Consider the following 13,914-nt stretch of genomic DNA (forward strand, 5'->3'; position numbering starts at 1 on the left):
ATGACTAAGTTATCAAAGCGTTTAAAAGCAATCGAATCTAAAGTAGATCGCAATAAGTTTTATGCATTAGAAGATGCATTGAACCTCGTTAAAGAGTGTGCAACTGCCAAGTTCGATGAGTCTATCGACGTTGCAGTTCAGTTGGGTATTGATGCTAAGAAATCTGACCAAGTTGTGCGTGGCGCAGTTGTGCTCCCAGCTGGTACAGGTAAGCATGTTCGTGTAGCGGTATTTGCACAAGGCGAAAAAGCTGAACAAGCTAAAGCTGCTGGTGCTGAGATCGTTGGCATGGAAGACCTTGCTGACCAAATTAAAGGCGGCAAAATCGATTTCGATATTTTGATTGCATCCCCAGACACAATGAAGATCGTTGGTACTTTAGGTCAAGTATTGGGCCCACGTGGTTTGATGCCGAATCCAAAAGTTGGAACTGTTACTCCTGACGTTGCTACTGCAGTTAAGAATGCAAAAGCAGGTCAAGTGCAATTCCGTGTGGACAAAGCCGGTATCGTGCACGCAAGTATTGGCCGTCGTTCATTCGAGCCAGCTGCATTGAAATCAAACTTACTCGCATTGCTTGAGGCTTTGAATAAAGCGAAGCCACCTGCATCTAAGGGTATTTATTTAAAGAAGGTTGCCGTAAGCAGCACCATGGGTGCAGGCGTACGTGTAGACCAGGCATCGATACAAGCGGCGCAGTAATCCGTTTGTAGCAAAAAGAACTTTGGGTCGACTCCCGCTCTTTGAGTGAGAGTCGAACATCAAAGACCGTTGGTGAATTATTTGCTTACTCAGAACTAATTCTTAATCGTTACGAAAGTAATAGCCAGCGCAGATGGCGACCCTGAAAAGATTTCACAAGATTCTCTTGTGACAAATGATCAGACGCTGGTGTGTAACCCCAACTGGAAACAGTTGGTTTTTTAGGAGTTAAACCGTGCCTTTGAATGTACAAGACAAAAAAGCGATTGTTGCTGATGTCGGCGCTCAATTGGCTGGAGCTCAAACAGTCGTGCTCGCTGAATACCGTGGTATTCCAGTAGAGCAGTTGACAAAGCTACGTGCTAGCGCACGTGACCAAGGTGTATATCTTCGCGTTTTGAAGAACACATTGGCACGCCGTGCTGCACAAGGCACACAGTTTGAGCCTCTTGCTGATTCGATGGTTGGCCCCTTGATCTATGGCATCTCTGCTGATCCGATTGCTTCGGCAAAAGTATTGCAGAACTTTGCTAAGACTCAAGACAAGCTGGTCATTACTGCTGGCTTATATAACGGCAAGTTGTTGGACGTAGCGGGCGTTAAATCCCTCGCGTCTATTCCAAGCCGCGACGAGTTGTTATCTCAGTTGCTAGGTGTGATGTTGGCACCGGTGTCTGCGATGGCTCGCGTATTGGGCGCAGTAGCAGCGCAAAAATCAGCCGGAGCACCTGCTCCAGTTGCGGCACCGGTAGCAGAAGTAGCAGCAGCCCCAGCAGAAGTAGTTGCTGAAGCCGCCGCTCCAGAAGCAAGTGCTGAGCCTGCAGCAGCAGCCCCAGAAGCTGGAACAGAAACACCTGAAACCCCTGCCGCTGAATAAGCGACAGATTAACTATTTAAGTATTAGGAGCTAAAAATGGCGATTACTAAAGAAGAAATCATTGATGCAGTAGGTAGCATGTCCGTAATGGATTTGAACGACTTGGTTAAGGCGTTCGAAGAGAAATTTGGCGTTTCAGCTGCAGCGATGGCTGTTGCTGGTCCTGCTGGCGCTGCTGGTGGTGCTGCTGCTGAAGAGCAAACAGAATTTACTGTTAACTTGCTCGAAGCTGGCGCAAATAAAGTTTCAGTAATTAAGGCTGTTCGCGAAATCACTGGCCTTGGCTTGAAAGAAGCTAAAGACTTAGTTGATGGCGCACCAAAGCCAATCAAAGAAGCTGTTGATAAGAAGACAGCTGAAGAAGCTAAGAAGAAGCTTGAAGAAGCTGGCGCTAAAGCAGAACTCAAGTAATACAAACAAAGCTAGTGCCTCTCAAAAGGGGGTGCTAGCCCTGTTGGGTTTGACCATTAGTGGTCAAACCCGATTTCATTTCTGATTGAAATCGGGTTTGCCTTCTGATACGACTGCAGAATGCAAGTTTGGTCGGACACTAGATCTTTCGATTTAGTGTTGTCCGCCAGTGATTGGTAGTGGCCAATCGCCAAATCTTTGTACAGTCGCTGAATTCGGAGATGAAATGAACTACAGCTTCACCGAACGCAAGCGAGTCCGTAAAAGCTTTGCTAAGAGAGTAAACAATCATCAGGTTCCATACCTGATCGCAACGCAGCTGGAATCCTACGCTAAATTTTTACAGGCTGAAAAGCCAGCAATGTCTCGTCTTACAGAGGGACTTCAAGCTGCCTTTACATCAGCATTCCCAATTGTGTCCAACAATGGCTACGCACGTATGGAATACGTGTCATACCAGTTGTCACAGCCACCGTTTGACGTTAAAGAATGTCAACAACGTGGTTACACATATCACTCAGCCTTACGTGCAAAAGTTCGCTTAATTATTTATGATCGCGAAGCACCTACTAAGGTTAAAGAGGTAAAAGAGAGCGAAGTCTACATGGGTGAAATTCCACTCATGACTGATAACGGCTCGTTTGTTATTAACGGTACTGAGCGCGTTATCGTTTCTCAGTTACACCGTTCCCCAGGCGTGTTCTTCGAACACGATAAGGGCAAGACACATAGCTCAGGTAAGTTGCTGTTCTCAGCACGCATCATTCCTTACCGTGGTTCATGGCTCGATTTTGAGTTTGATCCAAAAGATATTCTGTATTTCCGCGTTGACCGTCGTCGTAAGATGCCAGTTACCATTTTGCTCAAAGCAATCGGTTTAAACAACGAGCAGATTCTTGCAAACTTCTTTAACTTTGATCATTTCTCATTGAGCGCCAATGGCGCATCAATGGAATTTGTACCGGAGCGTTTGCGCGGTCAAATGGCCAACTTTGATGTGCTTGATAAGAATGGCGTAGTCGTCATTCAAAAAGACAAGCGTATCAATGCAAAGCATATTCGTGAACTCGAAGCTGCTAAGACTAAGAATATCGTTGTTCCAGATGACTATTTAGTTGGCCGCGTAGTTGCACGTAACATCATTGATCCAGACTCCGGTGAAATCTTGGCTTACGCTAATGATGAAATCACCGAAGAGTTGTTGGCTACATTGCGCGATGCAGGCATTAAGCAATTGGAAACCATCTACACCAATGATTTGGATTCTGGTGCGTACATTTCACAGACATTGCGTACTGATGAAACTGCAGATCAAATGGCTGCTCGTATTGCCATCTATCGCATGATGCGTCCTGGTGAGCCTCCAACAGAGGATGCTGTTGAAGCTTTGTTCCAGCGCCTGTTCTACAACGAAGATAGTTACGATTTATCACGCGTTGGTCGTATGAAAGTAAACAGCCGTCTCGGTCGTTCAGAGATGGAAGGTAAGATGGTTTTGTCGGATGAAGATATCCTCGATACCATTAAGTCTTTGGTTGACTTGCGTAACGGCAAGGGCGAAGTCGATGACATCGACCACTTAGGCAATCGTCGTGTACGTTGCGTAGGTGAATTGGCAGAGAATCAATTCCGTGCAGGTTTATCACGCGTTGAGCGTGCGGTTAAAGAACGTCTCGGCCAAGCCGAAACTGAAAACCTCATGCCGCATGATTTGATTAACAGCAAGCCAATCTCTTCAGCAATTCGTGAGTTCTTTGGTTCTTCACAGTTGTCCCAGTTTATGGATCAAACAAACCCATTGTCAGAGATCACGCACAAGCGTCGTATTTCCGCATTGGGACCTGGTGGTTTGACACGCGAGCGCGCAGGCTTCGAAGTGCGCGACGTGCATCCTACTCACTACGGACGTGTATGCCCAATTGAAACTCCAGAGGGACCAAATATTGGTCTAATCAACTCACTCGCGCTGTTTGCGCGTTTGAATGAGCATGGCTTCCTAGAGACTCCGTATCGTAAAGTTGCCAATAGTAAAGTAAGCGACGAAGTGGTTTATCTCTCTGCGATTGAAGAAGCGAAATACGTGATTGCTCAGGCAAATGCAACGATCGACAAGAGCGGTAAGTTGGCCGATGAATTAGTTTCAGCGCGTCAAGCTGGTGAGACTATGATGGTTAGCCCAGAGCGCATCGATTTCATCGACGTTGCTCCTAGCCAGATCGTTTCTGCTGCTGCTTCATTGGTTCCATTCTTGGAGCATGATGATGCGAACCGTGCGTTGATGGGTGCGAATATGCAACGTCAAGCGGTTCCTTGCTTGCGTCCAGATAAGCCATTGGTTGGTACCGGTTTAGAGCGTATTGTTGCGGTTGACTCAGGCACTGTTATTTTGGCTTCCCGCGGCGGTATCGTTGATTATGTTGACGCAAACCGTGTCGTGATTCGTGTAAACGATGACGAGACAGCGGCTGGTGAAGTTGGTGTGGATATTTACAACCTCATCAAGTACACCCGTTCAAACCAAAATACCAACATCAATCAACGTCCTATCGTTCAGGCTGGTGATCGTGTAGCTCGTGGTGACGTTGTTGCTGACGGCGCATCTACCGATTTAGGTGAATTGGCTTTGGGTCAAAACATGACTGTGGCATTTATGCCATGGAACGGCTACAACTTTGAAGACTCAATCTTGATCTCTGAAAAAGTGGTTGCTGACGACCGTTACACCTCTATTCATATTGAAGAGTTGTCGGTTGTTGCTCGTGATACCAAGCTGGGTTCAGAAGAAATTACACGCGATATCTCTAATCTGGCTGAGTCACAACTCTCCCGCTTGGATGAGAGCGGTATTGTTTATATCGGTGCTGAAGTTGAAGCTGGCGACGTATTGGTTGGTAAAGTAACTCCAAAGGGCGAGACTACTCTCACTCCAGAAGAGAAATTACTGCGTGCAATCTTCGGTGAAAAAGCATCTGACGTTAAAGATACTTCTTTGCGTGTTCCATCAGGAATGATTGGTACTGTTATTGACGTTCAAGTCTTCACTCGTGAAGGTATTGAGCGCGATGCCCGTGCACAAGCAATTATTCAAGAAGAATTACAACGCTATCGTTTGGACTTAAACGACCAGTTGCGTATTGTTGAGGGCGATGCCTTCATGCGTTTAGAAAAGCTGTTGGTTGGCAAAGTTGCTAACGGCGGCCCGAAGAAGTTAGCTAAAGGCACCAAGATCGATAAGGAATACCTTGCTGATTTGGATAAATACCATTGGTTTGATGTTCGTCCGGCAGATGATGAAGTTGCCTCACAAGTTGAAGCAATCAAATCTTCTATCGAAGCGAAGCGTAAGCAGTTTGATGAGGCCTTCGAAGAGAAGCGCACTAAGCTTACCCAAGGCGATGATTTGCAGCCTGGTGTAACGAAGATGGTGAAGGTGTACTTGGCTGTTAAGCGTCGTTTGCAGCCTGGTGACAAGATGGCCGGTCGTCACGGTAACAAGGGCGTGGTTTCTAAAATCGCCCCAGCGGAAGATATGCCATTTATGGCTGACGGACGCCCTGTTGACATCGTCTTGAACCCATTAGGCGTTCCTTCCCGTATGAACGTAGGTCAGATCTTGGAAACCCACTTAGGTTGGGCGGCTCAAGGTATTGGTAAGCGTATTGATGAGATGGTTCGTCAACAGGCCAAACAAGCTGAACTCCGTAAGTTCATGAAGCAGCTTTACAACGAAACCGGTCGTATCGAGGATATCGATAACTTCACTGATGAGCAGATTAACGTTTTGGCTGAGAATTTACGTCAAGGCTTACCATTCGCTACTCCAGTGTTTGATGGTGCTACTGAAGCAGAAATCGGACGCATGCTCGAGTTGGCTTATCCAGAAGAAGTGGCTACTTCTTTGAAGATGACGCCTTCACGTCAGCAAATGATTTTGTGCGACGGCCGTACTGGCGATCAGTTTGAGCGTCCTGTAACTGTTGGTGTAATGCATGTCTTGAAACTCCACCACTTGGTCGATGACAAGATGCACGCACGTTCAACTGGACCTTACTCGTTAGTAACGCAACAGCCACTGGGCGGTAAAGCTCAGTTTGGTGGTCAGCGCTTTGGTGAGATGGAAGTTTGGGCCCTCGAAGCATACGGTGCTTCATATGTCTTGCAGGAAATGCTGACAGTGAAGTCCGATGACGTCGCAGGCCGTACCAAGGTTTACGAAAACATCGTCAAGGGCGAGCACACAATTGATGCTGGCATGCCCGAATCCTTCAACGTGTTGGTAAAAGAAATCCGCTCGTTGGGTATTGACATTGACATGGAGCGCAACTGATATGAAAGCATTGCTCGATTTATTTAAGCAAACGCAGGGTGATGAGCAGTTTGATGTCATTAAGATTGGTCTTGCATCCCCTGAGAAAATTCGCTCATGGTCTTTTGGTGAAGTACGCAAACCAGAAACCATCAACTACCGGACTTTTAAGCCCGAGCGTGATGGTTTATTCTGCGCCAAGATTTTTGGACCAACTAAAGACTACGAGTGCCTATGCGGTAAGTACAAGCGTTTAAAGTTCCGTGGAGTTATCTGCGAGAAGTGCGGCGTTGAAGTTACGCTCGCTAAGGTACGTCGTGAGCGCATGGGCCACATTGAGTTGGCAGCCCCTGTAGCGCACATTTGGTTCTTGAAGTCATTGCCATCCCGCTTGGGCATGGTTCTCGATATGACCCTCCGGGATATCGAACGCGTTCTTTACTTTGAAGCATATGTAATTGTTGATCCTGGTATGACTCCTGAAGGCGCAATGAAGCGCGGTCAGATCATGTCTGAAGACGAGTACATTGCTAAGACTGAAGAGTATGGTGACGGTGCGTTTACTGCCATCATGGGCGCTGAAGGTATTCGTGATCTCTTGCGTTCGATTGATATCGATCGTGAAGTAGAGACCATTCGTGCTGACTTAAAAGCTACTGGTAGCGATGCCAAGATCAAGAAATACGCTAAGCGCTTAAAAGTGCTCGAAGCGTTCCAGACTTCAGGTATTAAGCCTGACTGGATGATCATGGAAGTATTGCCAGTTTTGCCACCAGAGTTGCGCCCATTGGTGCCATTGGATGGCGGTCGCTTTGCTACCTCCGATTTGAACGACCTCTATCGTCGTGTGATTAACCGTAACAACCGTTTAAAGCGTTTGTTAGAGTTGCGCGCACCAGAGATCATCGTTCGTAACGAAAAGCGTATGTTGCAAGAAGCGGTGGACTCATTGCTCGATAACGGTCGTCGCGGCAAGGCTATGACTGGCGCCAACAAGCGTCCTCTCAAGTCCTTGGCTGAGATGATTAAAGGTAAGAGCGGCCGTTTCCGTCAAAACTTGTTAGGTAAACGTGTTGACTACTCAGGTCGTTCAGTCATCGTAGTTGGCCCAACATTGAAATTGCATCAGTGCGGTTTGCCAAAATTGATGGCCTTGGAATTGTTCAAGCCATTTATTTTCAACAAGCTCGAGACTTTGGGAATCGCAACTACTATTAAGGCTGCGAAGAAAGAAGTTGAAAGTCAGACTCCAATCGTTTGGGATATTCTCGAAGAAGTGATTCGTGAGCATCCAATCATGTTGAACCGTGCGCCTACATTGCACCGTCTCGGTATTCAGGCTTTCGAGCCAATGCTGATTGAAGGTAAGGCGATCCAATTACACCCATTAGTCTGCGCGGCATTTAACGCTGACTTTGACGGTGACCAAATGGCGGTTCACGTTCCTTTGTCGCTCGAAGCGCAAATGGAAGCGCGTACATTGATGTTGGCATCGAACAACGTATTGTTCCCTGCTAACGGCGAACCGTCCATCGTTCCTTCACAGGACGTGGTGTTGGGTCTGTACTACGCTACTCGTGACAAGATCAACGGCAAAGGCGAAGGTATGGTTTTCGCTAACATTACTGAGGTAATGCGTGCCTATGATGCTGGCCAGGTTGAATTAGCCTCCCGCGTTGCTGTGCGTATTACTGAGTTTGAGATTGTGGACAAGAAGGCAGAGGGCGATGCCCGTTTTGCTGAAAAGACCAAGATCTATCAAACCTCAGTTGGCCGTGCAATCTTGTCTGAAATTTTGCCTAAGGGCATGTCTTTCGAGGAAATCAATAAGCCTCTAAAGAAAAAAGAAATCTCACGTTTGATCAACACCTCATTCCGTAAGTGCGGTCTTCGTGAAACAGTTATTTTTGCTGACCGTCTCTTGCAGTCTGGTTTCCGCTTGGCTACTAATGCCGGTATCTCGGTTGCGATCGACGATATGCTGATTCCTAGCTCTAAAGAGCGCATCATCACTGAAGCTTCAACCAAGGTTAAGGAATATGACAAGCAGTTCATGTCAGGTCTCGTAACCAATCAAGAACGTTATAACAACGTGGTTGATATTTGGGGCGCTGCTGGTGACCAAGTTGGTAAGGCGATGATGGATGAGTTGTCACATGTTGACGTACTCGACCGTAACGGTAAGACTGTGCGTCAAGAATCTTTCAACTCTATCTATATGATGGCGGATTCCGGTGCGCGTGGATCTGCAGCGCAGATTCGTCAGTTGGCTGGTATGCGTGGTTTGATGGCCAAGCCTGATGGCTCGATTATTGAAACCCCAATTACTGCGAACTTCCGTGAAGGTTTGAACGTGTTGCAGTACTTCATCTCAACCCACGGCGCTCGTAAAGGTTTGGCCGATACCGCGTTGAAGACAGCGAACTCGGGCTACTTGACACGTCGTTTGTGTGACGTAACTCAAGACCTCGTTGTCATTGAAGATGATTGTGGAGCAACTTCTGGCGTCACAATGAAGGCGCTGGTTGAAGGCGGCGAAATCATTGAAGCATTGCGTGACCGTATTTTGGGCCGCGTATGTATTGATGACATCGTTCATCCTGATACGCAAGAAGTTATCGTTCCCCATGACACCTTGCTTGATGAAGATCACGTTGATCAAATTGTTGCCTTGGGCATTGACGAAGTTAAAGTTCGTACAGTGTTGTCATGCTTAACTCGCTTCGGTTTGTGCGCGAAGTGCTACGGACGTGATTTAGGTCGCGGTGGTTTGGTGAACGTGGGTGAGGCAGTTGGTGTTATCGCTGCTCAGTCCATCGGTGAGCCAGGCACACAGTTGACTATGCGCACCTTCCACATTGGTGGCGCAGCGTCACGTGCATTGGTTGCAAGTAATATTGAGGCGAAGTCAAATGGCGCTTTGAAGTTCTCTGGCACGATGCGTGTTGTGAAGAACGCGAAGGGTGAGCAGATCGTGATTTCACGTTCTGGCGAAGCTGTGATCATTGACGATAACGGTCGTGAGCGTGAGCGTCACAAAGTGCCTTACGGTGCAACGCTCTTGTTTAAAGAAGATGCTGCAGTCAAGGCCGGCGCAAGCTTAGCAACATGGGATCCGTTAACACGTCCAATTATTTCTGAGTACGCTGGTATTGCTCGCTTTGACAACGTTGAAGAAGGCGTTACTGTAGCTAAGCAGGTTGACGAAGTAACCGGACTCTCCACTTTGGTGGTGATTGACGGTAAGCGTCGTAGTGCTGCTAGCAAAGGTGTTCGCCCAATGATCAACTTAGTTGATGCCAAAGGCGGCGAAGTGATGATTGCGGGTACAGATCATCCGGTTAACATCGGTTTGCAAGTTGGCGCTTTGATCACTGTTAAAGATGGTCAAAAAGTTGAAGTTGGTGAAGTATTGGCACGTATTCCAATCGAATCACAGAAGACTCGCGACATTACCGGCGGTTTGCCACGCGTTGCTGAATTGTTCGAAGCACGTTCACCAAAAGATGCCGCTGTATTGGCTAAAGTCACTGGAACTGTTTCCTTCGGTAAAGAAACCAAAGGTAAGCAACGTTTAGTGATTACCGATATGGATGGCGAAGCTAATGAATTTTTGATTCCTAAAGAGAAGCAAGTTCTCGTTCACGACGGCCAAGTTGTGAACAAGGGCGAGATGATTGTGGAAGGCCCTGCCGATCCACACGATATCTTGACACTCAGAGGCATTGAAGAGTTGGCGATCTACATCGTGGATGAAGTGCAAGACGTTTACCGTTTGCAAGGCGTGAAGATTAATGACAAGCATATTGAAGTGATCGTGCGTCAAATGTTGCGTCGCGTGCAAATTACCGATGGTGGCGATACTGCCTACATCACTGGTGAGCAAGTTGAGCGCTCTAAGCTGTATGACGCAAACGATGCTGTGATTGCTCAAGGTAAGCGCCCAGCTCAGTTCGAGAATGTGTTGCTCGGTATTACTAAGGCATCCTTGTCGACAGACAGTTTCATTTCAGCGGCTTCTTTCCAAGAAACCACCCGTGTATTGACCGAAGCTGCGATTATGGGCAAGACCGATACACTCCGTGGCCTCAAGGAAAACGTCATTATTGGTCGCCTGATCCCTGCTGGTACCGGCTTGTCTTACCGCCGTGCACGTAAGGTCAGAGAGCAATTCGAGCGTGATCGCGCTCAAATGATTGCCGCCGAAGAGGAAGCAATGGCTGATACGCCTGTAGAAATAGAGGCTGAAGTGATTGCTCCTGCTGGGGAGGCTGATCCGAGCTAATTTGGTAATTCTGGCCAGAAATGGCCAGTTTTTTCCCCATTTGGTTGACGGAAAAGGCTGGCCAAGCTAGAATGCTGAGTTCTACTGATTCAGAAGAAGGTCTTTTTGAACTAGAATTTATCTAAGTCATTGATTTTCTTGAAGAAAGCAACAAAGAAGTACTAACCGAGCTATTTTATGCCAACAATTAATCAATTATTACGTAAGCCAAGAACACGGCTGACCGTTAAAAGCAAGAGCCCTGCGCTGCAAAACAGCCCGCAACGCCGTGGTGTATGTACACGTGTGTACACAACCACTCCTAAGAAGCCTAACTCTGCGCTACGTAAGGTAGCCAAGGTTCGCTTAACCAATGGTTTTGAAGTGATTTCATACATTGGTGGTGAAGGCCATAACCTCCAGGAACACTCAGTCGTGTTGATCCGCGGTGGTCGTGTAAAGGATTTGCCAGGCGTTCGTTACCACATCGTTCGTGGTTCACTTGACTTGCAAGGTGTTAAAGATCGTAAGCAGTCACGTTCCAAGTACGGTGCTAAGCGCGCTAAGAAAGCTGCTTAACAGCAAAAAGTATTTGTAGTTAGTCTTCGTTTGTCAGACTTTAAAGACAAGTAAGTGGCCGTTCCGTCTGGAGGTTTCTCTAGATAGTAGGACGGCCGGAGCGGGTGATCCATCTGGGCCACCCCTAACTGAACTGAAGGAGTAGTTATGCCACGTCGTCGTGAAGTTCCCAAACGGGAAATCCTGCCTGATCCAAAATTCGGCAATGTAGAAGTAGCTAAATTCATGAACGTCCTGATGTTGGACGGCAAGAAATCGGTTGCAGAGCGTATCGTTTACGGTGCCTTTGATCACATCGAGAAAAAAGCAAACAAAGAACCACTCGAAGTTTTCTCAACAGCTATGGGCAACGTTAAGCCAATGGTTGAGGTGAAGAGCCGTCGTGTTGGTGGCGCTAATTACCAGGTTCCTGTTGAAGTTCGCCCATCACGCCGTTCTGCTTTGGCAATGCGCTGGGTGCGCGAAGCCGCTAAAAAGCGCGGTGAAAAATCTATGGCTCAACGTTTGGCCAACGAATTATTAGAAGCTGCAGAAGGTCGCGGCGGAGCAATGAAGAAGCGTGAAGAAGTTCATCGTATGGCAGAAGCTAACAAAGCTTTCTCACATTTCCGCTTCTAATCGCACAGTAAAGAAAAGGTACCAACAGTGGCACGTAAAACTCCTATCGAAAGATACCGCAACATCGGTATTTCTGCGCATATTGACGCAGGCAAGACAACAACAACAGAACGCGTTTTGTTCTACACCGGTGTTAATCACAAAATTGGTGAAGTACATGATGGCGCTGCAACCATGGACTGGATGGAGCAAGAGCAAGAGCGTGGTATCACGATTACTTCTGCTGCTACTACAACGTTCTGGAAGGGCATGGCTGGAAATTTTCCAGAGCATCGTATCAATATTATTGACACCCCAGGACACGTAGACTTCACGATTGAAGTTGAGCGTTCAATGCGCGTTTTGGATGGCGCTTGCATGGTTTACTGTGCGGTAGGTGGTGTGCAGCCACAATCTGAAACTGTTTGGCGTCAAGCTAATAAGTATCAAGTTCCACGTTTAGCATTTGTTAACAAGATGGACCGTACTGGCGCGAATTTTTTCAAGGTCTATGACCAGATGAAATTGCGCTTGAAGGCTAATCCTATCTTGATCCAAATTCCGATTGGCGCTGAAGAAAACTTCAAAGGCGTTGTGGATTTGGTCAAAATGAAAGCCATCTATTGGGATGAGGAATCACAAGGCACTAAATTTACCTACGAAGAAATTCCTGCTGAGTTACAAGCCTCGGCTGAAGAGTGGCGCGAAAAGTTGCTTGAAGCCGCTGCTGAAAGCTCAGAAGAGTTAATGGAAAAGTACCTCGGCGGTGACGCACTGACCGAAGACGAAATTAAAAAAGCATTGCGTCAACGCACTATCGCCAATGAAATTATTCCAATGATGTGTGGAACAGCCTTCAAAAATAAAGGTGTTCAGGCGATGTTGGACGCGGTAGTGGAATTGCTGCCATCACCATTGGATGTTCCGCCGGTTCCTTGTGAATTGGAAGACGGTACACCTACAACACGTAGAGCTGCTGATGATGAGAAATTTTCAGCGTTGGCATTTAAGATCATGACTGACCCATTTGTTGGCCAGCTCATCTTCTTCCGTGTTTATTCAGGCGTAATGAAATCTGGCGATACGATCTACAACCCAATCAAGGGCAAAAAAGAACGTGTTGGTCGTTTGTTGCAGATGCATGCAAACGAACGTGAAGAAATTAAAGAAGTATTTGCGGGTGATATCGCAGCTGCCGTTGGTCTAAAAGACGCAACCACTGGCGAAACATTGTGTGATCCAGATGGCATCGTGATTTTGGAGCGCATGGTATTCCCAGAGCCGGTGATCTCACAAGCAGTTGAGCCAAAGACAAAACCAGACCAAGAAAAAATGGGTCTTGCTTTGAATCGCTTGGCACAAGAAGATCCATCATTCCGCGTAAAGACAGACGAAGAGTCTGGTCAAACAATTATTTCCGGTATGGGCGAGCTCCATTTGGAAATTTTGGTTGATCGTATGCGTCGTGAGTTTGGTGTTGAGGCAACCGTTGGCAAACCACAAGTTGCTTATCGTGAAACCATTCGCAAAGTTTGCGAAGAGGTTGAAGGCAAATTTGTTAAGCAGTCTGGTGGTCGCGGTCAGTACGGACACGTTGTGCTCAAGCTCGAGCCACAAGAACCAGGTAAGGGTTTTCAATTCGTTGACGCTATTAAGGGCGGTGTAGTTCCACGTGAATACATTCCTGCAGTAGAAAAAGGCATCATCGAAACCTTGAACTCCGGTATTTTGGCTGGCTATCCAGTTGTAGATATCAAGGCAACATTGTTCTTCGGTTCATACCATGATGTTGACTCCAACGAAAACGCATTTAAGATGGCGGGCTCGATGGCATTCAAAGACGGTATGCGCAAAGCATCACCGGTGTTGCTTGAACCAATGATGGCTGTTGAAGTTGAAACACCAGAAGATTTCATGGGTAACGTAATGGGCGACCTCTCATCACGTCGCGGTATTTTGCAAGGTATGGATGACATTCCAGGCGGCGGCAAGATCGTTCGTGCTGAAGTGCCATTAGCAGAGATGTTTGGTTATTCAACTGGCTTGCGCTCGTTGACCCAAGGTCGCGCTACCTACACCATGGAATTTAAGCATTATTCCGAAGCACCTAAGAACGTTGCTGAAGCAGTTATGGCTGCTAAAGCGAAGTAATTTATCCACATTATTTTGAATATTGAC

7 protein-coding genes and 1 pseudogene are annotated in these 13,914 nt (G+C 47.1%); all 8 read left to right on the top strand.

Translation table 11 applies throughout. From position 1 onward, the window contains the following. The 8 genes and pseudogenes from rplA (at position 1) to fusA (ending at position 13,887) form a co-directional block, all read left to right on the top strand. Positions 1–702, top strand: a complete 702-nt coding sequence (gene rplA, locus FD967_RS00245) for a 50S ribosomal protein L1 (RefSeq protein WP_046329371.1) — start codon at positions 1–3, stop codon at positions 700–702. A 235-nt stretch (positions 703–937) separates the two neighbouring features. Further along, positions 938–1,456: pseudogene (gene rplJ, locus FD967_RS00250) on the top strand (50S ribosomal protein L10); the annotation flags it as partial. A gap of 159 nt (positions 1,457–1,615) precedes the next feature. Next, positions 1,616–1,990, top strand: a complete 375-nt coding sequence (gene rplL, locus FD967_RS00255) for a 50S ribosomal protein L7/L12 (protein ID WP_011901893.1) — start codon at positions 1,616–1,618, stop codon at positions 1,988–1,990. A gap of 226 nt (positions 1,991–2,216) precedes the next feature. Next, entirely contained in the window at positions 2,217–6,317 is a 4,101-nt protein-coding gene (gene rpoB / locus FD967_RS00260) for a DNA-directed RNA polymerase subunit beta (RefSeq protein WP_215326122.1), read from the top strand. A 1-nt stretch (position 6,318) separates the two neighbouring features. Next, positions 6,319–10,581 (top strand): DNA-directed RNA polymerase subunit beta', encoded by a 4,263-nt coding sequence (gene rpoC, locus FD967_RS00265; RefSeq protein ID WP_215326123.1) that lies wholly within the window; start codon positions 6,319–6,321, stop codon positions 10,579–10,581. Between the two features lie 177 nt (positions 10,582–10,758). Further along, positions 10,759–11,139 (top strand): 30S ribosomal protein S12, encoded by a 381-nt coding sequence (gene rpsL, locus FD967_RS00270; RefSeq protein ID WP_041484791.1) that lies wholly within the window; start codon positions 10,759–10,761, stop codon positions 11,137–11,139. 147 nt (positions 11,140–11,286) lie between these two features. Further along, positions 11,287–11,757 carry a 30S ribosomal protein S7 gene (rpsG, locus tag FD967_RS00275; RefSeq protein WP_015420229.1) on the top strand — a complete coding sequence of 157 codons (471 nt, stop codon included), beginning with the start codon at positions 11,287–11,289 and terminating at the stop codon, positions 11,755–11,757. 27 nt (positions 11,758–11,784) lie between these two features. Continuing rightward, complete coding sequence (gene fusA / locus FD967_RS00280) at positions 11,785–13,887, top strand: elongation factor G (protein WP_215326124.1); 2,103 nt, start codon at positions 11,785–11,787, stop codon at positions 13,885–13,887. Positions 13,888–13,914 lie beyond the last annotated feature (27 nt).

The organism is Polynucleobacter sp. JS-Mosq-20-D10, assembly GCF_018687755.1.
GTDB lineage: Bacteria > Pseudomonadota > Gammaproteobacteria > Burkholderiales > Burkholderiaceae > Polynucleobacter.

Coding starts and splice junctions, on each gene's coding strand:
- rplA (WP_046329371.1), top strand. CDS start 1: ATGACTAAGTTATCAAAGCGTTTAAAAGCAATCGAATCTAAAGTAGAT.
- rplL (WP_011901893.1), top strand. CDS start 1,616: ATGGCGATTACTAAAGAAGAAATCATTGATGCAGTAGGTAGCATGTCC.
- rpoB (WP_215326122.1), top strand. CDS start 2,217: ATGAACTACAGCTTCACCGAACGCAAGCGAGTCCGTAAAAGCTTTGCT.
- rpoC (WP_215326123.1), top strand. CDS start 6,319: ATGAAAGCATTGCTCGATTTATTTAAGCAAACGCAGGGTGATGAGCAG.
- rpsL (WP_041484791.1), top strand. CDS start 10,759: ATGCCAACAATTAATCAATTATTACGTAAGCCAAGAACACGGCTGACC.
- rpsG (WP_015420229.1), top strand. CDS start 11,287: ATGCCACGTCGTCGTGAAGTTCCCAAACGGGAAATCCTGCCTGATCCA.